The sequence below is a fragment of the Rhodococcus pyridinivorans genome (genome assembly GCF_900105195.1).
GTDB lineage: Bacteria > Actinomycetota > Actinomycetes > Mycobacteriales > Mycobacteriaceae > Rhodococcus > Rhodococcus pyridinivorans.
The window spans coordinates 1,961,174-1,981,236 of the sequence record NZ_FNRX01000002.1; the positions used below are offsets into that span (position 1 = coordinate 1,961,174).

The window sequence follows — 20,063 nt, forward strand, 5'->3', positions numbered from 1 at the left end:
GCGTCCGACGGCACAGTGGCAGGATCGACAGACGTGACCACGACCCAACGCACCCCGCGACCTGCACGTACCGTCCTTCCCCAAGCCGAAGCCCTCATCGATCTCGATGCCGTGGCGGAGAACGTACGAGCGCTCCGGGAGTACGCGGGTCCCGCTGCGGTCATGGCCGTCGTCAAAGCCGACGCCTACAACCACGGGGCCGTGCCGGTCGCGCGTGCCGCGCTCGCCGCAGGCGCCCGCGAACTGGGTGTGACGACGCTCGGCGAGGCCCTCGAACTCCGCGCCGCGGGTATCGAGGCTCCGATCCTGTCGTGGCTGCACACCGCCGACTCCGATTTCGCTCCCGCCGTCGAGGCCGGGATCGAACTGGGCGTGTCCTCGCCGCGGCATCTAGCGGCCGTCGTCGAGGCGGCGCGGCAGCTCGGGGTCACCGCGACCGTCACGGTCAAGGTCGACACCGGCCTCAACCGCAACGGTGTCGCCGTCGACGAGTGGGACGACATGGTGCGCGACCTGGGCCGGGCACAGGCCGAAGGTGTCGTGCGGCTGCGTGGAGCCTTTTCGCACCTCGCCCACGGCGACGAACCCGAGCATCCGGGCAACGCCGAGCAGCGCGACCGGCTGAGCGAGGCCGTCGCGGATCTGCGGCGGCACCATCTGGCTCCCGAAGTGGTGCACCTGTCGAATTCCGCGGCCACCGTCACCCGTCCCGACCTGCGATTCGACATGGTTCGGCCCGGAATTGCGATGTACGGGTTGACACCGATCCCGGAACTCGGCGACCTGGGCTTCCGGCCGGTGATGACCGTGCGGGCGAGGGTGGTGCTGGTGAAGAAGGTGAAGGCGGGAGACGGGGTGTCCTACGGGCACACCTGGACTGCTCCCGCGGATACGACGGTGGCGCTGCTGCCCATGGGATATGCGGACGGGATCCGCCGCAATCTCAGCGGGCGCATCGAGGTGCAGCTCGGCGGGCGCCGGTGCCCGCAGATCGGGCGCGTGTGCATGGATCAGGTCGTCGTCGACCTCGGCCCCGATGGGGCAGGAGTAAGCGAGGGCGACGAGGTGTTGTTCTTCGGTGACGGGCGTCACGGAGAGCCGAACGCCCAGGACTGGGCGGACAAGCTGGGCACGATCAACTACGAGATCGTGACCGGCATCGGCGGACGGACCGTCCGGACCTATGTCGGAGCGAAGGGAGCGTGACGTCATGTCCCTCGTGAACAGGATGGGACTCCTCGGTGCGAGCCTTGCGACGCTCGCATCGTCGGCGGGACTGTACGCGGTCAAGACCGCGGGCGCGCCCGCCCATGAGATCTATCAGAACGAGGACTTCGACGAGATCCTCCGGCTCCCGCGCCGCATCGTGACCACCGAGGACGGTGTCCCGCTCGTGGTCCGCGAGAGCGGCTCGGCCCTGGCTCGGCTCACCGTCGTGTTCGTCCACGGCTACTGCCTGCGCATGCAGGCCTGGCATATGCAGTACCGCCACCTGCGCGAACAGTGGGGGCGTGACGTGCGTGCCGTCTTCTACGACCAGCGTGGTCACGGCGAATCCGGTTTCTCCGGTGCCGCGACGTGCACCATCGCGCAGCTCGGCCGCGACCTGGGTCGGGTGATCGACGAAGTCGCGCCCACCGGTCCGGTGGTGGTGGTGGGCCACTCGATGGGCGGCATGACCGCGATCGCGCTCGCCTCCCAGCGGCCCGACCTGTTCGGTGAACGCATCGTGGGCGTCGGTCTGCTGGCGACCACCGCGGCAGGGCTCAGCAAGACCGGTATCGGACGCAATCTCGAGAACCCGGTGATCGACGCGTTCCGGTACGCGGCGCGTACCGCACCGGGATTCGTGCAGTTCGCGCGCGGCGCGGCCCGTGCCGTCGTGACGCCGATCCTGCGTGCGGCGTCCTACGGCACGGTCGTGAGCCCCCGCCTGGTGAAGTTGTCCGACCGGATGCTCGACGAGACGTCGGTGCTCACCATCGTCAACTTCCTCCGCACCCTCGAACTGCACGACGAGTCCGCGGCGCTTCCGGTCCTGGGCACCGTGCCCGTGCTGGTGCTGTCCGGCGACGCCGACATGGTCATCCCGTACGCGAGTTCCGAGGCGCTGGCGGAGCAACTGCCCGATGTCGAACTCAAGCGGGTACGTGGTGCCGGGCACCTCGTGCAGCTGGAGTTCCCCGAGGTGGTCGACCGTGCCCTCGATCGTCTGATCCAGCGGAGTTTCACGCAGGGAGTGAACGGAAGGCAGATCGCAATTGGGTGATTCGCAATCGAGTGGGCCGCAGGTGGGGGAGCAGACCATCGAACTGCCGACCGTGGAGGACACCGAGGCGTTCGGGCACAGGCTTGCAGCCGAGCTGCGGGCCGGGGACCTCGTCGTGCTCGACGGGCCGCTCGGCGCGGGAAAGACGGCGCTGACCCGCGGAATCGCCGCCGGCCTCGGGGTGGAGGGACGCGTGACCTCCCCGACCTTCGTCATCGCCCGCGAACACCGTCCCGGTAGTCCGGAGGGACGCGAACCGGTCGGGCTCGTCCACGTCGACGCCTACCGTCTCGGCGACGGACCGAACGCCCTCGACGAACTCGACGCGCTCGACCTCGACACCGACCTGACCGACACCGTCGTGGTGGTCGAATGGGGCGGTGGCTTGGTCGAACAGCTCGCCGAACGGCATCTGAGGGTCCGGCTCCGGCGCGACCCGGGCACCGATGTCCGCCGTGCCTCGTGGGAATGGATCGGCTGAGCCACCGGCAGTCCGCATGCCGGTGGCTTCCGTCACTGCACACCGACCGGGCAGGTCGCGCGGGGTAAGCTGGTACATCGTGCTCGTGCTCGCTGTCGATACCGCCACCCCCGCCGTGACCTCGGGAGTCGTCCGTCTCGACCGCGGTCGGGACGATGCCCGACCCGAGACGGTCGCTGCGCGCGTGCTCGACAATCCGCGAGCGCACGCCGAAGTCCTCACCCCGCAGATCCTCGAATGCCTCGCCGAGGCCGGCGCTGCCCCCATCGATCTCGACGCGATCGTCGTCGGCATCGGACCCGGCCCGTTCACGGGTCTCCGCGTCGGCATGGCCACTGCTGCGGCCTTCGGTGATGCGCTCGGCATCCCCGTGCACGGTGTGTGCAGCCTCGACGCGATCGCCGCGGACGTCCACCGGGAACACGGTACGGACGACGATCTGCTCGTCGTCACCGACGCCCGTCGTCGCGAGATCTACTGGGCACGCTATTCCGGCGGCCGCCGCGTCGAAGGGCCCGAGGTGCGCAAGCCCGCCGACGTGCCCGCCGAGCCGTCGGTGCGGGTGGCGGGCTCGTCGTCGCACGTCGCGCTGTTCGACCTTCCGGCGGTGGACGTGCAGACGCCGTCCCCGGCGGGCCTGGTGACAGTCGCGGCCGACGCCCTGCGCGCGGGCGCCGAACCGGAGCCGCTCGTGCCCCTGTACCTGCGCCGCCCCGACGCGGTGGAGACCGCGAATCGCCGAGCATGAACGCCACACCCGAGGAGAATACGGCCGCAGAGAACGCGGTCGTCATCGACGCACTGCGCCCCGAGGATGCACCCCGCTGCGCCGAACTCGAACAGATCCTGTTCCCCGGCGACGACCCGTGGAGCGCCGACGCCTTCCGTTCGGAGCTGGCCTCGCCCCACAACCGCTACTTCGCGGCCCGCGACCCGCAGGGCCGGCTGATCGGTTACGCGGGACTCGCGCGACTCGGTACGGCCATCGAACCCGAATCCGAGGTGCACACCATCGGTGTGGACCCCGTGGCGCGTCGCCGGGGGATCGGCGGAGCCCTCCTGGGGGAGTTGCTGGCCGTCGCCGACCGCTGGGGAGGGCCGGTCTTCCTCGAGGTGCGCACCGACAACGACGCGGCGATCGCCCTGTACCGGCGCGAGGGCTTCGAGATCGTCGGAACCAGGAAGCGTTACTACCAGCCGAGCGGCGCGGACGCGTACACGATGCGTCGTCCGGATCCGCGAGAGGAGTCACCGGCGTGAGCACCACCAGCCCCCGATTCGAGCTGCCCGAGCGCCCCGTCGTGATGGGCATCGAGAGTTCGTGCGACGAGACCGGTGTCGGCATCGTCCGCTGGGTGGGTGACGGCACCCTCGAGCTGATGGCCGACGCCGTGGCGTCGAGCGTGGACGAGCACGCCCGCTTCGGTGGTGTGGTGCCGGAGATCGCATCCCGCGCCCACCTCGAAGCCATGGTGCCGACGATGCGGCGCGCCCTCGACGAGGCCGGGATCGAGAAGCCGGACGCGGTGTGCGTAACCATCGGGCCGGGTCTCGCGGGAGCACTTCTCGTCGGTGTCGCCGCCGCCAAGGCCTACGCGGCAGCGTGGAACGTGCCGTTCTTCGCGATCAACCACCTCGCGGGCCACGTCGCGGTCGACACCCTCGAGCACGGACCGATGCCGCCCTGCGTGGCGCTGCTCGTCTCCGGTGGTCACACCCACCTGCTGCACGTCGAACATCTCGGCAAACCCATCGTCGAACTCGGCACCACCGTCGACGACGCCGCCGGGGAGGCCTTCGACAAGGTCGCGCGACTGCTGGGGCTCGGTTATCCGGGCGGTCCCGAGGTCGACAGGCTGGCCCGCCAGGGCGACCCCTCCGCGGTCGTCTTTCCGCGGGGTATGACCGGTCCGCGCGACGCGCGTCACGACTTCTCGTTCTCCGGTCTCAAGACCGCGGTGGCCCGCTTCGTCGAAGCGAAGGAACGTGAGGGCGAGCCGGTGCCGGTCGCCGATGTCGCCGCGGGCTTCCAGGAGGCGGTGGCGGACGTGCTCACCATGAAAGCTGTGCGGGCCGCCCAGGATCTCGGTGTCGACACGCTCGTCCTCGGTGGTGGAGCGACCGCCAACAGCCGGTTGCGCGCACTCGCCGAGGAACGGTGCACTGCTGCGGGTATTACCCTGCGCGTGCCGCGGCCGAAGTTGTGCACCGACAACGGCGTCATGATCGCGTCGCTGGGCGCGCATCTCATCGCCGCGGGGGCGCAGCCGTCCTCGCTGGGCGCTGCGACGGATCCGGGCCTGTCGGTGTCGGTGTCGCAGGTCGTGGCCTGACCTTTCCCGACCGACCCCCACCCGAGGAGGGCGCGCTGCCTAGGTGGAGGCGATCTCCGAGGTCCCGGATCCGGTGGTGGTCTCCCCGGTGGTCGTTTCCCCCGTCGTGGTCTGTCCGGTGGATGGCACGGTCGTGCCCTCCTCCGTGACGGACGCGATCGTGGAGGACACGTCGGTCGGATATGCGCCGGTGGACGACGCGGACGGCGTCTCGGTCGGCGAGGTGGTCGACGGGGGTGTCGGGCTCACACCGGTGCTCGGTTCGGTCGTCTCCGGATCGGTGGGCGCAGGGCTCGTCGTCTCCGGCGGTGTGGTCGGCTCGGTGGTGTCGGGAGCCGTCGTGTCGGGAGCCGTGGTGTCCGGAGCGGTCGTGTCCGGAGCCGTGGAGTCCGGAGCCGTGGAGTCGGGATCGGGCCTCGGTGCGGTCTCGGAATCCGGCGACGTGAACGGTCGGTCCGGGTCGGACTCTTCCTCCGCTGTCGACCCGGGGGTCGGCACCTGATCGATCGGCGTGGGCGTCACGGTGGTGCTCGACGACTCGGGCACAGTGGGCCACGGATCTTGGGTCGACGGAACGGTGTGCTCGACGGTCGGCAACGGCCAGGGAACCGTCGTCGGCGCGGGTGCGTCCCGGGTGCGCCGGGACGTCACGGGTTCGGGCGGCGGGTCGTGGGACGGGACGGCCGACTCGCCGGGACCGGCCTCCTGCGTGGGGACGTCGCCGCTCGTGAAACGCGGCGACACCTGGGCGTCGCTGCTGTCGCGTTCGGTGAAGTGCTGGGTGGCGAAGCCGGCCATGATCGCACTGAGCACCAGGAGCCCGGCGACCGCACCGGAGACACGACCCGAGGACCGGTTGCCGGTGCGCGACAGGGCGCCGACCACGGTGTATCCGACCGAGGACGGGGAATCGGCCGACAGTGCCGCACCGATCGCGGCAGCCGCTCCCGGTTCGGGGACGGTGACGATCTCGCCGTCGAACTCCGCCGAGATCGCCGCGGCGAGGACGGGGGACGCGGCCGCGCCCCCGATGAGGGCCATGGTCTCGGGGACCGGATCGGTGCTCGAGCAGATGCGCCGCGTGAACGCCGCCGCTTCGTCGGCGAGATCGGTCGTCAGTTCGTCCAGTTGCGCTCGGGTGATGGTGACCGTCGCGTCGGGACCGGCCTCGGCGATGTCGATGCGGGTCGTCGTCGCCGAGGAGAGTGCCTCCTGGGCGCCCTGGCACCGGGCCGCCAGCAGGCCGGGGTCGATCTGCCTCCGGGTGCGCATCCGCTCGGTGGCATTGCGGACATGATCGAGCACACGTGCGGTCAGGGCGTCGCCGCCGACGGTCTCGGTACGTGCGGACCGCAGCAGGGTGCCGGTCTCGCGGTCGAGGACGGAGACGGTCGTGCCGGTGGCTCCGATGTCCACGAGCGCGATCGCGCCGGGTTCGCGACGGACCCCCACTGTGTAGAGATACTCGAGGGCGGCGGTGGTCTCCGGAACGAGGCGGACCATGTGGCCCGTCCGCTCGGCGGCCGTGCGGATCTCGTGCGCCTGTTCCTCGGTGCGGTATGCGACCGTGATGATGGCGGGACTGTCGGCTCCGCGGGCGGTTCCGCGAGGAGACGTGAGCGAGACGGCGTCGAAGACGAGATCTCCGAGATCGCGCCCGGGCTGCGACTCGGAGGCGAGTCTGCGGAATTCCGTTGTGGGCGCGTGTGCAGCATCGACGCGCAGGGCCGAGCCGGCGCCGGAGGCGCCGACGGAGATGCCGAGCGACGTGGGCATTGTTCACCTTCCGTGCGTGATCGACGACCAGGCGTCCAGGGCCTACCTCGGCTGAGGTCACCGAACGATCACGCTCATGGGTTTCCGTTATTCAACCGTAACATGACGTCGGGTTCCACGCAGGTCGGCGTGTTTGCATCCGTTGCCCTTGAGCGCTGGCACTCTCGTGTATAGAGTGCTAGTGACACCGAGCGCCGGCCCGGCACCCGCGACGACGGGACGCGTGCGGAGTCACCGTGATGACTGAACACACCCGTGTCCGAGAACACCGGTTCTCGGACCCCATTACCCCTGAAAGTGGAGGGCTCATCGTGGCGAGCGTGAACATCAAGCCGCTCGAGGACAAGATCCTCGTCCAGGCCAACGAGGCCGAGACGACGACTGCCTCCGGCCTGGTCATCCCGGACACGGCGAAGGAGAAGCCCCAGGAGGGCACCGTCGTCGCTGTCGGCCCCGGCCGCTGGGACGAAGATGGCGACAAGCGCATCCCGCTGGACGTCAAGGAAGGCGACGTCGTCATCTACAGCAAGTACGGCGGAACCGAGATCAAGTACGCCGGCGAGGAGTACCTGATCCTGTCTGCGCGCGACGTCCTGGCTGTCGTCGCCAAGTAGGCCGCTTGTATTCCGCCCCGGTGTCCCGTTTCGGACCCGGGGCGGAATACGTTGGGGAACATCCGAGTCCAGGAGTAGTCGCAGAACATGTCCAAGCAAATCGAGTTCAACGAGACCGCGCGGCGGGCTCTCGAGCGCGGTGTCGACCAGCTGGCCGACGCCGTCAAGGTGACGCTCGGCCCGCGTGGCCGGCACGTCGTGCTCGCCAAGGCCTTCGGTGGTCCCACCGTCACGAACGACGGTGTGAGCATCGCCCGTGAGATCGAGCTGGAGGATCCGTTCGAGAACCTCGGCGCCCAGCTCGTCAAGAGTGTCGCGACCAAGACCAACGATGTCGCGGGTGACGGCACCACCACCGCGACCGTTCTCGCTCAGGCGCTCGTCAAGGCCGGCCTGAAGAACGTTGCCGCAGGCGCCAATCCGATCGCGCTCGGTGCCGGTATCGCCCAGGGTGCGGACAAGGTGAGCGAGGCTCTGCTCGCTGCCGCCACTCCCGTCGAGGGCAAGACCGCCATCGCGCAGGTCGCCACCGTGTCCTCGCGCGACGAGGAGATCGGTGAGATGGTCGGCGAGGCGCTGACCCGCGTCGGGAAGAACGGTGTCGTCACCGTCGAGGAATCCTCCACCCTGAGCACCGAACTGGTCGTCACCGAGGGCGTGCAGTTCGACAAGGGCTTCCTGTCGCCCTACTTCATCACGGACATCGACGCGCAGGAAGCCGTCCTCGAGGACGCGCTCGTCCTGCTGTACCGCGAGAAGATCAGCTCGCTTCCCGACTTCCTCCCGCTCCTCGAGAAGATCGCAGAGTCCGGCAAGCCGGTCCTGATCATCGCCGAGGACATCGAGGGCGAGCCGCTGTCGACCCTGGTGGTCAACGCGATCCGCAAGACCCTCAAGGCCGTTGCCGTCAAGGCTCCGTACTTCGGTGATCGCCGGAAGGCCTTCCTCGAAGACCTCGCCGTTGTCACCGCGGGTACGGTCATCAACTCCGATCTGGGTCTGTCCCTCAAGGAGGCCGGACTCGACCTGCTCGGCTCGGCCCGCCGCGTCGTCGTCACGAAGGACAGCACCACGATCGTCGACGGTGCCGGTACCGCCGAGGACATCGAGGCGCGCGCCGCTCAGCTGCGTCGTGAGATCGAGGCCACCGAGTCCGACTGGGACCGCGAAAAGCTCGAAGAGCGCCTCGCGAAGCTCGCCGGTGGCGTCGCCGTCATCCGTGTGGGTGCGGCGACCGAAACGGACCTCAAGGAGCGCAAGTTCCGCGTCGAGGACGCAGTCAACGCCGCGAAGGCGGCCATCGAGGAGGGCATCGTCCCCGGTGGCGGGTCGGCTCTCGTACAGGCCGCACGCTCGCTCGAAGAGCTCCAGGCGTCCCTCTCCGGCGACGCCGCCACGGGCGTCGCCGCGCTGCGCACCGCGCTCACCGCGCCGCTGTACTGGATCGCCACGAACGCCGGCATCGACGGTGCGGTGGTCGTGAGCAAGGTCGAGGAGACGGGTAAAGGCTTCAACGCCGCGACCCTCTCCTACGGCGACCTCGTCGCCGAGGGCGTCGTCGACCCGGTGAAGGTGACGCGTTCCGCCGTCGTCAACGCCGCGTCGGTCGCACGCATGGTGCTCACCACCGAGAGCGCCGTCGTCGACAAGCCGGAGGAAGAGGCCGAGGCCGGGCACGGCCACGGTCACGCGCACTGAGCGACCGGTCAGGGCCGCGGACCCGCCGCCCGGCGGGTCCGTAGGTCGAGCCGGACGTGAAAGTCGTTCCGGACGGCACGAATACAGCGAGGCCCCGCAAGGAATGTTCGCATTCCCTGCGGGGCCTTCGTCGTATCGACGCAACTCCTCCAACCGGCCTCCCGGTCGTACCGTCACGGTCGTGTCGACATGATCACGACCGTGACGGTGTTGACATGGTCACGACCGTGACGGTGTCGTCACGGGGCGGGTGACCGCCTCACACAGCGACCTTCCGCCGTCGTTGCCTCGTGTACATCTCCCGCTCGGTCTCCGACATGCCGCCCCAGATGCCGTACGGCTCGGCGACGGCGAGGGCGTGGTCGCGGCAACGGGCCAGCACGGGGCAGGTGCGGCACAGCTCCTTCGCGCGGTTCTCCCGCTGGGCGCGGGCACGACCGCGCTCTCCGTCGGGGTGGAAGAACACCGAGGAGTCCACACCACGACACTTACCGTGCATCTGCCAATCCCAGAGGTCCGCGTTGGGGCCGGGCAGTGTGTGTGGTGCGGGCATGTGGCACTCCTTTGCAGCAAGCTCGCGTGAATCGTGCGAGCGGACCGTGGACACATCGGGATTCCCGCTGTGATCCGAATCAAACAAACTCACCGTAGGATCTGTATCGATTCGTCGTCAATGTTTTCGATGAGTGGGATAGTCCATAACCGAACAGCCAAGATTTAACCGCGGAAATATTTACTTTCGTGAGGAGTCGTGCCTGTGCGCTGCGGGCGGGGGTGATCCGGGGTATCTTATGCTCCCGATGTGGGTAAAAAGCCCCTTACTCCCTGGTAACCCGGCCTTTCGGCGGCTGGATGCGGACTCCGACTCGGCCTCGGAGGTCGGGGCGGCACCATACATGCACCACGCATGTTTTAACTCGATGTTTAACAAAATGTTCGGAAATGTCTTCTGTGCATCCCTGCGTTCCAATCATCGAGACTATTTGCGCTCGCGGTGATAATTTCTCTCCGACAAATGCCCGGCGTCGGCCCGGAGCCCCGCGTATCGTCGGTATCCGCTGGTGCGATGATTCCGCGATGGCACATTCCGACGCCCGCCGGCACACGGCACCGACACCGTCCGACCGCCATGCGATCCTGGTCGCCGCGGCCTTCGGCTCGTCCCCGGGGGCACATCCGCTCCCTGAGGCGCACGGACCCGAACAGAACTGGTTGCGGGCCGTCGCGCTCGGTGGACAGGGACGTTACGCCGCCGCGCGGGCCGAGCTGGCCCGAGTGCGTGGAACCGGAGGAGTGTGGTCGTCGTTCGGAGCGAGCACCGAGGCCTCCCTTCTCCGTCAGTTGGGCGGACATCGCGCGGCCGCCGTCCTGGACGGACGTGCTCTCGCGGAGGCGGGGTCGCTGCGAACCAGCTCCGGGAGCACTGTCGCCGCACGGCGCGACGTCGGCACTGTCGCCGCACGGCGCGACGTCGGCACTGTCGCCGCACGGCGCGACGTCGGCACTGTCGCCGCACGGCGCGACGTCGATGTTGTCGCTGCATGGTGTGACGCTGCCACGGGGTTGGCGGCCGATGCGCTCGGGCGGGGCCGTCTCGCGGTGTGCGGGTCGCTGCTCGACCGATGCGCAGCCGCTCTCGACGCTGCCGAATCGGAAGCGGGGGAGAAGGCCTTCGTGCGACAGCGGATCCGTCTCGCATGGGTCGGGGCCGAATCCGCTCTCGCGGCAGGCGACTTCACCCGTGCGCGCAGCCGGGCGGACCGCGCGGTGGAACTTGCGGACGGATTCGGATCGATCCGGCACTCCGTGAAGTCGGACCTCGTTCGGTCGGCCTCTTTGACCGGACTGCCCGACCATGGTCCGGCTATGGATCTGGCCGCCGACGTCCTCGCGCGCGCGGAGGAACACGAACTCATTCCGTTGCAATGGGCCGCGGCGATGCTCCTCGACGGGCTGGGGGCAGGGAGAGATGCGGGTCGCGTCCGTGATCTCGATGCGGGTCGCGTCCGTGACTTCTGCGCGACCGTGATCAGGGGGCGTGGGGGTCGCTTCGTGACCTTGTCTGCCTGCTGAGTTCCAGTCGCGCGCGGGGGGTGACCGGACCGGTCGGTCGTTGTAGTTACTCTGGGGGTGTTCCACGGTCAGGTGGAAGCCCGCCCGGGGGGTGGTGCCGTCTGTAACGCCAGGACTTGCGCAATCGATGACTGTTATGGGTGAGGAGTTGGACTCCGCGGTTGCTGCGGCTGCGCAAGGCGACCGGGCGGCTCTCGCTCAGGTTCTTGCAAGTGTCCGGCCCCTCGTCGTGCGGTACTGCCGCGCACGGGTCGGATCTGCAGAGCGCGGCCAGCTCTCTGCAGACGACGTTGCACAGGAGGTGTGCCTGGCCGTGATGACCGCTTTGCCGAGATATCAGGACCAAGGCCGCCCCTTCATGGCGTTCGTGTACGGGATCGCTGCTCACAAGGTCGCCGACGCGCACCGCAGTGCGGCGCGCAACCGCGCGGAACCCGTGGCGGATGTGCCGGAGGTGATGTCGCTCGACGACAGCCCCGAGGAATACGCGATCAACTCCGAGGCGGGCCGGCAGATGAAGCAGCTGCTGGGCATCCTCCCGGAGAAGCAGCGCGAGATCCTCATCCTCCGTCTCGTCATGGGATTGTCGGCCGAGGAGACGGCCGCAGCAGTGGGTAGTACTGCAGGAGCGATCAGGGTGGCCCAGCACCGGGCCATCGCGAGACTCAAGAAGGAAGTCACGAGAGCAGGTGAGCGGAATGGGTAGGGGGCGTTTCTCGGGCGACGGCTTCGACGACGAGTTTCCCGACGACGAAACCTCCGTGGACCTCGCCGCCGTGCGTCGTGACGACGCGCTGATCGATGCGATCTCCGGTAACGGGCTCGTCGAGACGAAGGACAACGAGGAGTACGAACTCGCCACTCTGCTCGCCGACTGGCGTGCAGAGATCCTCGCCGAACCGATGCCCGCCGGCCCCGACCTCGACGAAGTGGTCGCCGCCGTCCACCGGGAACTGGGAACACGGGAAACGCTCGCTCGGGCCCCGGAGGTCACCCCTCTGCGCCCGCGATCGAAGGGGCAACTCCGGTTGCTCCGTCCGCTCGCAGGTGCAGCAGCGCTCGTCGCCATCGCCGTCGGCAGCGCGACCGCCGTGTCCTACGGCGCCGAGCCCGGCGACCCGTTGTGGGGCGTCAAGCAGGTCGTGTTCAGTGAGCAGGCGCAATCCACCGAGGCCCGGATCGACACCACATCGACCCTGGAGCGTGCCGAACAACTCATCGCCGAGGGCAACACGGAGGAAGCACGCGAGTTGCTGACGTCCGCGGAGTCCCGTTCGGGCGACGTCCGGGACGCGGAGGAGCGCGATGCGCTCGGCGACTGGGTGCAACGCCTCGCCGAGGAACTCGGCCGGTTGGTGCCGCAGGTGCCTCCGCCGCCGGCAGCGCCGGTGGCACCCGAGGTGCCGGTGGTTCCCGGTGCCGTCGTGCCCCCGCCGGTCACGACGCCCGGCACGGATGGGCAGCAGCCTGCCCCGACGACCGGTGCGGAAACCGGCACGACCGTGCCGCCCACTTCCACGACGGTGGATCCGACCATCCTGCAAGCGCCGCCGCCTCCGGTTTCGAACACCACGACGCCGTCGCAGACCGCGCCACCGCCCCCGTCGAGCACGCCGGGTCCGTCGGTGCCCAGCGAGGCTCCTCCGTCGACATCGGCTTCTTCCCCGACTCCCGCTCCGACGACGACGGCATCGTCGCCGCGGTCGACGCAGGACGGACCGGGAGCAGATTTCGCTCCGGGGTCCGTGACCACTTCGGAAGGCGGCTAGAAGTACAGAACGACCCGGGCCCGGCAGCATGTGCTGTCGGGCCCGGGTCGTTCGTGGAAGTGACGTGATGCGTGGTCCGCGTGGGGAACAGTCGGTCAGGAATCCAGACCGTAGGGGTCGACGGGAAGAGCCTCGTTCATGGACGCGTCCGCGTAGCCGCGGCAGTAGTCCCAGGTGACGTAGGCGTCGGGGGACGGATCGAAGGCGGGCTCGTGCGGTCTGACGGTGCCGTCGACGAGCAGCTGCAGCAGGTTCGCCCGCAGCATGTCCCAGTCGTGGTAGTGGTCCTGGTGGCAGTCCTCGCAGCACACCACGAGTCCGCGGACGCCGCGGGGAGCCAACAGCGCCTCGTAGACGGCCAGGTCTGCGAGGTCCTCTTCCACCGCGAGCCGCTCCGCAGGATCCAGGGGCTGGCCCGGCTCGATCGCGTCCAGTGCTGCGGACGGATCGTCGGGGTCTCCTGCGAACGGGTCCGGTGGGAGTCCGGGAGGCAACTGATCACGCACGACTCCACGGTACGCAGACCGAGGGGGTCTGCGCCAGCGGTCGCCAGGGGACACGCCGTGAAATCACACGGGGTGATGTGACGAACATCGGGGAACAGGGTGGGAGCCGAGCTTGTTCCCCGAACAGATAACATGAAGGGGTGCGTGCCGCTCTCCAACCGCCCGTCGGTGCGACGAGCGCGCACAGCCTTCATTCATTCCTGCTGTCGGACGGTTCTGCCGTCCGCTCCCATCGACTGTCACGGAGGGTCCGAACCGCATGAGTAGTACCGGAGGGCGCGTGCACACCGGCGGTGACGACCCGAACAAGGTCGCAATGCTGGGTCTGACCTTCGACGACGTGCTGCTGCTTCCCGCGGCTTCCGACGTCGTTCCGAGTCAGGTCGACACGTCGAGTCAGCTCACCCGCGAGATCCGCCTGCGGATCCCGCTGGTCAGCTCCGCGATGGACACCGTCACCGAGTCCCGCATGGCCATCGCGATGGCCCGGGCCGGTGGTATGGGCGTGCTGCACCGCAACATGCCTACCGAGGTGCAGGCCGCGCAGGTCGAGACCGTCAAGCGGTCGGAGGCCGGCATGGTCACCGATCCCGTCACCTGCAAGCCGACCGACACGCTGGCCGAGGTCGACGCGAAGTGCGCGCGATTCCGCATCTCGGGTCTGCCGGTCACCGACGACGAGGGTCAGCTCGTCGGCATCATCACCAACCGCGACATGCGCTTCGAGGTCGACCAGAACCGCCCGGTCGCCGAGGTCATGACGAAGGCTCCGCTGGTCACGGCCCGCGAAGGCGTCACCGCTGAGGCCGCGCTCGGTCTCCTGCGTCGCCACAAGATCGAGAAGCTGCCGATCGTCGACGGTCAGGGCAAGCTCACCGGCCTGATCACCGTCAAGGACTTCGTCAAGACCGAGCAGCACCCCAACGCCACGAAGGACCGCGACGGCCGTCTGCTCGTCGGTGCCGCCGTGGGCGTCGGCGACGACTCCTGGACCCGCGCCATGACGCTGGTCGATGCCGGAGCCGACGTTCTCGTCGTCGACAGCGCCCACGGCCACTCGGCCAACGTGCTGTCGATGATCTCGAAGCTCAAGAGCGAGGTCGGCGACCGCGTGCAGATCATCGGCGGCAACGTCGCGACCCGCGAGGGCACCGAGGCGCTCATCAACGCCGGCGTCGACGCGGTCAAGGTCGGTATCGGCCCCGGCTCGATCTGCACCACGCGTGTCGTCGCGGGTGTCGGCGCGCCGCAGATCACGGCGATCCTCGAGGCGTCCACGGTGGCGCGCGCCCACGGCGTGCCGGTCATCGCCGACGGCGGTATGCAGTTCTCCGGCGACGTCGCCAAGGCTCTGGCGGCCGGTGCGTCCACCGCGATGCTCGGTTCGCTGCTCGCCGGCACCACGGAGTCCCCGGGTGAGCTGATCCTGGTGAACGGCAAGCAGTTCAAGAGCTACCGCGGCATGGGCTCGCTGGGCGCGATGCAGAGCCGCGGCGAGGCCAAGTCGTACTCGAAGGACCGCTACTTCCAGGACGACGTGCTCTCCGAGGACAAGCTCGTGCCCGAGGGCATCGAGGGACGCGTGCCGTTCCGCGGCCCGCTGCAGCAGGTCACGCACCAGCTCATCGGTGGCCTGCGCGCAGCGATGGGTTACGCCGGCGCGACGACGATCGAGCAACTGCAGGAGGCGCAGTTCGTGCAGATCACCGCCGCCGGCCTCAAGGAGAGCCACCCGCACGACATCACGATCACTGCCGAGGCACCGAACTACGTGGTCCGGTAGTTTTCGCGTTCGCAGCAGGGTCCCGTTCCGATTAGGACGGGAGCATCGTCCAAGAGGAGAAAGGGGCGCGCGTGCGCGACCTCGTTGAAATCGGCATGGGTCGCACGGCCCGACGTACGTACGAGCTGGGCGACGTCGACATCGTCCCGTCGCGCCGGACGCGGTCGTCGAAGGAGGTGTCGACGGCCTGGCAGATCGACGCCTACCGTTTCGACATCCCGGTGCTGGCGCACCCCACCGACGCGCTGGTGTCGCCCACCTTCGCGATCGAGCTGGGCAAGGCCGGCGGTCTCGGTGTCATCAACGGCGAGGGCCTGTGGGGTCGTCATGCCGATGTCGACGCCGTCGTCACCCGTCTCGCGGAGATCGCGAGCACGGATCCGCGCGCAGCCGTCCGTTACCTGCAGGAACTGCACATGGCTCCGCTGCAGGGCGATCTGCTGGCCGCGGCCGTCGCGCAGGTGCGGGATGCCGGGGTGACCACCGCGGTCCGCGTCAGCCCGCAGAATGCGCGCGCCCTCACGCCCGAGCTCGTGAAGGCGGGCATCGATCTCCTCGTCGTCCAGGGCACCATCATCTCGGCCGAGCATGTGGCCCACGGTGAGGACGAGCCGCTGAACCTCAAGACGTTCATCTCGGAGCTCGACGTGCCGGTCATCGCCGGTGGTGTCAGCGACCACCGCACCGCGCTGCATCTGATGCGCACGGGTGCGGCCGGTGTCATCGTCGGCTTCGGCTCCACGAAGCAGGCGACCACCACGTCCTCCTCGCTCGGTATCGGCATCCCGATGGCCACGGCCATCGCCGACGCCGCTGCGGCCCGGCGCGACTACCTCGACGAGACCGGGGGCCGTTACGTCCACGTGCTCGCCGACGGCGACATCGAGAACGCCGGCGACCTCGCGAAGGCGATCGCGTGCGGCGCCGACGCGGTGGTGCTCGGCGCGCCCCTGGCTCTCGCCGAGGAGGCCGCGGGTAAGGGCTGGTACTGGCCGTCCGTGGCCGGGCATCCGTCGATGCCGCGCGGCGCTGCGGTCCGGGTCGCCGAGGACGGGCGACCGGGCCTCGGCCGGGTGCTGTTCGGCCCGTCCGATGACCCCTCCGGTTCGCTCAATCTTGTGGGCGGCCTGCGTCGATCGATGGCGAAGGCCGGATACTCCGATCTGAAGGAATTCCAGAAGGTCGGTCTGTCGGTCCGCGGATAAGGACCTTCCCGGTACATCCCGATGGCCGGTCACAGCGTCGCAGGACGCGGTGACCGGCCATCGATTTTTCTCACACTTCGTTTTCGTGCAACTCCACGTAACGGGTAGAGTTGGGGCTGTGCCTGTAGTCACACCGCCGAAGTGCATACTTGCCGGTAACAACTCTCGCCGCTGGAGGTTCCATGGGTAAGCAACGGGTCACGGACTACGACGTCCTGATCGTCGGATCGGGTTTCGGTGGGAGCGTCACGGCGTTGCGCCTCGTGGAGAAGGGCTACAAGGTCGGCGTTCTCGAGGCCGGTCGCCGCTACGCCGACGCCGACTTCGCGAAGACCAGCTGGGACCTGCGCCGCTTCCTGTGGGCGCCCAAGCTCGGCTGCTTCGGCATTCAGCGCGTGCACCTGCTGCGCGACTGCCTGATCCTCGCCGGTGCCGGCGTGGGCGGCGGGTCGCTGAACTACGCGAACACCCTGTACAAGCCTCCGGCGCCGTTCTTCGAGGACCGCCAGTGGGCGCACATCACCGACTGGCAGGACGAACTGAGCCCGTACTACGACCAGGCGAAGCGGATGCTCGGCGTGGTGCAGTACGGCCGGATGACCGACGCCGACAAGGTGATCAAGTCGGTGGCCGACGACATGGGCGTCGGCGAGACCTTCATCCAGACGCCCGTGGGCGTGTTCTTCGGCGAACCCGGCCGCACGGTCGCCGATCCCTACTTCGGTGGCGTGGGTCCCGACCGCACCGGCTGCATCGAGTGCGGTGAGTGCATGACGGGATGCCGCCACGGTGCCAAGAACACCCTCGTGAAGAACTATCTGGGTCTCGCCGAGCGGGCGGGAGCCGAGATCGTCCCGCTGACCACCGTCACCGATCTCCGTCAGGCCGCCGACGGCACCTGGGACGTGATCACCGAACGCACCGGCGCGTGGGTCCGCAAGCGGCGGCGCACCTACACGGCCGCGCACGTCGTCCTTGCCGCCGGAACGTGGGGCACGCAGCACCTGCTGCACCACCTCAAGGACACCGGTGCGCTGCCCGAACTGTCCGACAAGGTCGGCGAACTGACCCGCACCAACTCCGAATCGATCGTCGGCGCCGGGAAGATGCGGATCGATCCCGATCTGAAGCTCACCGAGGGCGTCGCGATCACGTCGTCGTTCCACCCCACCCCCGACACGCACATCGAACCCGTGCGGTACGGCAAGGGATCGAACGCGATGGGCTTGCTGCAGACCCTCATGACCGACGGCGACGGACGCACCCCGCGCTGGGTGAAGTTCCTCGGGCAGGTCGTGCGGAACCCCGTGAAGATGCTGCGGATGCTCTCGGTGCACCGGTGGAGCGAGCGCACCATCATCGCGCTGGTGATGCAGAACCTCGACAACTCCATCACCACCTACACGACCAAGGGTGTGTTGGGCCGCCGCAGGGTCACGAGCAAACAGGGCCACGGGCAGCCGAATCCCACCTGGATCCCGGCCGGCAACGAGGCCACGCGCCGCATCGCCGAGAAGATCGACGGTGTCGCGGGCGGCACGTGGGGTGAGATCTTCAACATTCCGCTCACCGCACACTTCCTCGGTGGCGCCGTGATCGGATCCGATCGCGACCACGGGGTCATCGATCCGTACCACCGCGTCCACGGCTACCCGACGCTGAGCGTCGTCGACGGCGCCGCGGTCTCCGCGAACCTCGGTGTGAACCCCTCGCTCACCATCGCGGCGCAGGCTGAACGCGCTGCGTCGTTGTGGCCCAACAAGGGTGAGGACGACCAGCGTCCCGAGCAGGGACAGCCCTACCGTCGTATCGCGCCGATCGAACCGAAGAACCCCGTGGTGCCCGTCGACGCACCTGGTGCGTTGCGACTGCCGGTCGTCGAGGTCAAGCACAGCGGCGTCGCGTAGCGACCCGGAAGTGATCGGATGAGCGGCCGCGTCGGGAACACCCGGCGCGGCCGCTTAGACTGTTCGGGTGTCGTCGCAAAGCCAGCAGTCCAGACCGGTCGTCGTCGTCGATTTCGGAGCTCAGTACGCGCAGCTGATCGCTCGGCGCGTTCGTGAGGCCAACGTCTACTCGGAGGTCGTGCCCCACACGGCCGGTGTCGAGGAGATCGCGGCGAAGAACCCGCGCGCGGTGGTGCTGTCCGGTGGCCCCGCCAGCGTGTACGAGGAGGGCGCACCGCGTCTCGATCCCACGCTGTTCGATCTCGACGTCCCCGTCTTCGGCATCTGCTACGGCTTCCAGGCGATGGCGCAGGCGCTCGGCGGCACGGTCGCGCACACCGGCTCGCGCGAGTACGGCCGCACCGAGCTGTCGGTCTCCGGAGGTGTGCTGCACGACGGTCTGCCCGAGACGCAGCCCGTCTGGATGAGCCACGGCGACGGCGTCACCGAGGCCCCCGAGGGCTTCGAGGTCACGGCGACCAGCGCCGGTGCCCCGGTCGCGGCGTTCGAGGACCGCGCCCGTCGCCTCGCCGGTGTCCAGTACCACCCCGAGGTGCTGCACTCGCCCCACGGCCAGCAGGTGCTGAGCCGGTTCCTGCACGACATCGCCGGAATTCCGGGCGACTGGACTGCAGCGAACATCGCCGACGCGCTCGTCGAGCAGGTCCGCGAGCAGATCGGCGACGGTCGTGCCATCTGCGGCCTGTCCGGCGGCGTCGACTCCGCCGTGGCGGCCGCGCTGGTGCAGCGCGCCATCGGCGACCGCCTGACCTGTGTGTTCGTCGACCACGGCCTCATGCGCGAGGGCGAACGGCAGCAGGTCGAGAAGGACTTCGTCGCCGCGACGGGTGCCCGTCTGGTCACCGTCGACGCGTCCGAGACCTTCCTGCGCGAGCTCGCCGGCGTCACCGACCCCGAGACCAAGCGCAAGATCATCGGCCGCGAGTTCATCCGTTCCTTCGAGGGCGCGGTCTCCGAGGTGCTCGGCGAGGGTGCCGACAAGGGCGAGACCGTGAAGTTCCTCGTGCAGGGCACCCTGTACCCGGACGTCGTGGAGTCCGGCGGCGGTTCCGGCACCGCGAACATCAAGAGCCACCACAACGTCGGTGGACTTCCCGAGGACCTCGAGTTCGAGCTCGTCGAGCCGCTGCGCCTGCTGTTCAAGGACGAGGTGCGCGCGGTCGGACGTCAGCTCGGTCTGCCCGAGGAGATCGTCGGCCGCCAGCCGTTCCCCGGCCCCGGCCTCGGCATCCGCATCATCGGTGAGGTCACCCGCGAACGCCTCGAGATCCTGCGCCGCGCCGACTCGATCGCCCGCGAGGAACTCACCTCCGCCGGCCTCGACGGACAGATCTGGCAGTGCCCGGTCGTGCTGCTCGCCGACGTCCGCAGCGTGGGCGTGCAGGGCGACGGCCGCACCTACGGACACCCGATCGTGCTGCGTCCGGTCTCCAGCGAGGACGCGATGACCGCCGACTGGACGCGCCTGCCCTACGAGACCCTCGAGCGGATCTCCACTCGTATCACCAACGAGGTGGCGGAGGTCAACCGAGTGGTGCTCGACGTGACGAGCAAGCCCCCGGGAACGATCGAGTGGGAGTGATTTCCGC

Annotated in this window: 18 protein-coding genes; 15 read left to right on the forward strand and 3 right to left on the reverse strand. The window is 68.8% G+C overall.

Features of this window, described 5'->3' with window-relative positions; genetic code table 11:
• Positions 1–33 precede the first annotated feature (33 nt).
• The 6 genes from alr (at position 34) to tsaD (ending at position 5,083) form a co-directional block, all read left to right on the forward strand.
• Entirely contained in the window at positions 34–1,206 is a 1,173-nt protein-coding gene (gene alr, locus BLV31_RS09420; protein ID WP_064060923.1) for an alanine racemase, read from the forward strand.
• 4 nt (positions 1,207–1,210) lie between these two features.
• A complete protein-coding gene (locus tag BLV31_RS09425; protein ID WP_006550064.1) occupies positions 1,211–2,269 on the forward strand; it encodes an alpha/beta fold hydrolase in 1,059 nt (352 codons plus the stop codon).
• Between the two features lie 22 nt (positions 2,270–2,291).
• Entirely contained in the window at positions 2,292–2,750 is a 459-nt protein-coding gene (gene tsaE / locus BLV31_RS09430; protein ID WP_081263436.1) for a tRNA (adenosine(37)-N6)-threonylcarbamoyltransferase complex ATPase subunit type 1 TsaE, read from the forward strand.
• Positions 2,751–2,829: 79 nt separating this feature from the next.
• Positions 2,830–3,498, forward strand: coding sequence for a tRNA (adenosine(37)-N6)-threonylcarbamoyltransferase complex dimerization subunit type 1 TsaB (tsaB, locus tag BLV31_RS09435; protein ID WP_064060917.1), 669 nt, complete (start codon positions 2,830–2,832; stop codon positions 3,496–3,498).
• A complete protein-coding gene (rimI, locus tag BLV31_RS09440; RefSeq protein WP_006550067.1) occupies positions 3,495–4,010 on the forward strand; it encodes a ribosomal protein S18-alanine N-acetyltransferase in 516 nt (171 codons plus the stop codon). The genes tsaB and rimI overlap by 4 nt, the downstream gene beginning before the upstream one ends.
• A 44-nt stretch (positions 4,011–4,054) precedes the next feature.
• On the forward strand, positions 4,055–5,083 hold the full coding sequence (gene tsaD / locus BLV31_RS09445) for a tRNA (adenosine(37)-N6)-threonylcarbamoyltransferase complex transferase subunit TsaD (RefSeq protein WP_033097166.1): 1,029 nt from the start codon (positions 4,055–4,057) through the stop codon (positions 5,081–5,083).
• A 39-nt stretch (positions 5,084–5,122) separates the two neighbouring features.
• Here the strand turns inward: tsaD and BLV31_RS09450 are convergent, their stop codons facing one another.
• Positions 5,123–6,859, reverse strand: a complete 1,737-nt coding sequence (locus BLV31_RS09450; RefSeq protein WP_064060916.1) for an Hsp70 family protein — start codon at positions 6,857–6,859, stop codon at positions 5,123–5,125.
• Positions 6,860–7,170: 311 nt separating this feature from the next.
• On the opposite strand from BLV31_RS09450, the gene groES reads away from it, so the two are divergent.
• Both groES and groL read left to right on the forward strand, forming a co-directional pair.
• Complete coding sequence (groES, locus tag BLV31_RS09455) at positions 7,171–7,473, forward strand: co-chaperone GroES (protein ID WP_006550071.1); 303 nt, start codon at positions 7,171–7,173, stop codon at positions 7,471–7,473.
• An 87-nt stretch (positions 7,474–7,560) separates the two neighbouring features.
• A complete protein-coding gene (gene groL / locus BLV31_RS09460) occupies positions 7,561–9,171 on the forward strand; it encodes a chaperonin GroEL (RefSeq protein WP_006550072.1) in 1,611 nt (536 codons plus the stop codon).
• Positions 9,172–9,430: 259 nt separating this feature from the next.
• Here the strand turns inward: groL and BLV31_RS09465 are convergent, their stop codons facing one another.
• The gene (locus BLV31_RS09465) at positions 9,431–9,724 is read right to left on the reverse strand and encodes a WhiB family transcriptional regulator (protein WP_006550073.1); all 294 of its coding nucleotides are present in this window, start codon (positions 9,722–9,724) and stop codon (positions 9,431–9,433) included.
• A 524-nt stretch (positions 9,725–10,248) separates the two neighbouring features.
• Here BLV31_RS09465 and BLV31_RS09470 point away from each other — a divergent pair.
• From BLV31_RS09470 to BLV31_RS09480, 3 genes are all read left to right on the forward strand, one after another.
• The gene (locus tag BLV31_RS09470; RefSeq protein WP_072740416.1) at positions 10,249–11,244 is read left to right on the forward strand and encodes a hypothetical protein; all 996 of its coding nucleotides are present in this window, start codon (positions 10,249–10,251) and stop codon (positions 11,242–11,244) included.
• Between the two features lie 127 nt (positions 11,245–11,371).
• On the forward strand, positions 11,372–11,950 hold the full coding sequence (locus BLV31_RS09475) for a sigma-70 family RNA polymerase sigma factor (RefSeq protein WP_019288580.1): 579 nt from the start codon (positions 11,372–11,374) through the stop codon (positions 11,948–11,950).
• Positions 11,943–13,013: an anti-sigma-D factor RsdA gene (locus BLV31_RS09480; RefSeq protein ID WP_019288579.1), complete on the forward strand. Its 1,071-nt coding sequence runs from the start codon at positions 11,943–11,945 to the stop codon at positions 13,011–13,013. Before BLV31_RS09475 ends, BLV31_RS09480 begins: the two co-directional genes overlap by 8 nt.
• Positions 13,014–13,108: 95 nt before the next feature.
• On the opposite strand, the gene BLV31_RS09485 is transcribed toward BLV31_RS09480, so the two are convergent.
• A complete protein-coding gene (locus BLV31_RS09485; RefSeq protein WP_006550077.1) occupies positions 13,109–13,519 on the reverse strand; it encodes a DUF5319 domain-containing protein in 411 nt (136 codons plus the stop codon).
• Positions 13,520–13,778: 259 nt separating this feature from the next.
• Here BLV31_RS09485 and guaB point away from each other — a divergent pair, with 259 nt between their 5' ends.
• From guaB to guaA, 4 genes are all read left to right on the forward strand, one after another.
• A complete protein-coding gene (gene guaB, locus BLV31_RS09490; RefSeq protein ID WP_033097050.1) occupies positions 13,779–15,302 on the forward strand; it encodes an IMP dehydrogenase in 1,524 nt (507 codons plus the stop codon).
• A 71-nt stretch (positions 15,303–15,373) separates the two neighbouring features.
• A complete protein-coding gene (locus tag BLV31_RS09495) occupies positions 15,374–16,507 on the forward strand; it encodes a GuaB3 family IMP dehydrogenase-related protein (RefSeq protein ID WP_006550079.1) in 1,134 nt (377 codons plus the stop codon).
• Positions 16,508–16,689: 182 nt separating this feature from the next.
• Positions 16,690–18,414, forward strand: coding sequence for a GMC oxidoreductase (locus BLV31_RS09500; protein WP_064060914.1), 1,725 nt, complete (start codon positions 16,690–16,692; stop codon positions 18,412–18,414).
• A gap of 67 nt (positions 18,415–18,481) precedes the next feature.
• Positions 18,482–20,056, forward strand: a complete 1,575-nt coding sequence (guaA, locus tag BLV31_RS09505) for a glutamine-hydrolyzing GMP synthase (protein WP_024101587.1) — start codon at positions 18,482–18,484, stop codon at positions 20,054–20,056.
• Positions 20,057–20,063 lie beyond the last annotated feature (7 nt).

Bases quoted from the DNA above. Each gene is read 5' to 3' on its own strand.
- BLV31_RS09470 (WP_072740416.1), top strand. From the start codon at position 10,249: ATGGCACATTCCGACGCCCGCCGGCACACGGCACCGACACCGTCCGAC.
- BLV31_RS09450 (WP_064060916.1), bottom strand. From the start codon at position 6,859: ATGCCCACGTCGCTCGGCATCTCCGTCGGCGCCTCCGGCGCCGGCTCG.
- guaB (WP_033097050.1), top strand. From the start codon at position 13,779: ATGAGTAGTACCGGAGGGCGCGTGCACACCGGCGGTGACGACCCGAAC.
- groL (WP_006550072.1), top strand. From the start codon at position 7,561: ATGTCCAAGCAAATCGAGTTCAACGAGACCGCGCGGCGGGCTCTCGAG.
- rimI (WP_006550067.1), top strand. From the start codon at position 3,495: ATGAACGCCACACCCGAGGAGAATACGGCCGCAGAGAACGCGGTCGTC.
- tsaD (WP_033097166.1), top strand. From the start codon at position 4,055: ATGGGCATCGAGAGTTCGTGCGACGAGACCGGTGTCGGCATCGTCCGC.
- BLV31_RS09480 (WP_019288579.1), top strand. From the start codon at position 11,943: ATGGGTAGGGGGCGTTTCTCGGGCGACGGCTTCGACGACGAGTTTCCC.
- BLV31_RS09465 (WP_006550073.1), bottom strand. From the start codon at position 9,724: ATGCCCGCACCACACACACTGCCCGGCCCCAACGCGGACCTCTGGGAT.
- BLV31_RS09500 (WP_064060914.1), top strand. From the start codon at position 16,690: ATGGGTAAGCAACGGGTCACGGACTACGACGTCCTGATCGTCGGATCG.
- BLV31_RS09475 (WP_019288580.1), top strand. From the start codon at position 11,372: ATGACTGTTATGGGTGAGGAGTTGGACTCCGCGGTTGCTGCGGCTGCG.
- BLV31_RS09425 (WP_006550064.1), top strand. From the start codon at position 1,211: ATGTCCCTCGTGAACAGGATGGGACTCCTCGGTGCGAGCCTTGCGACG.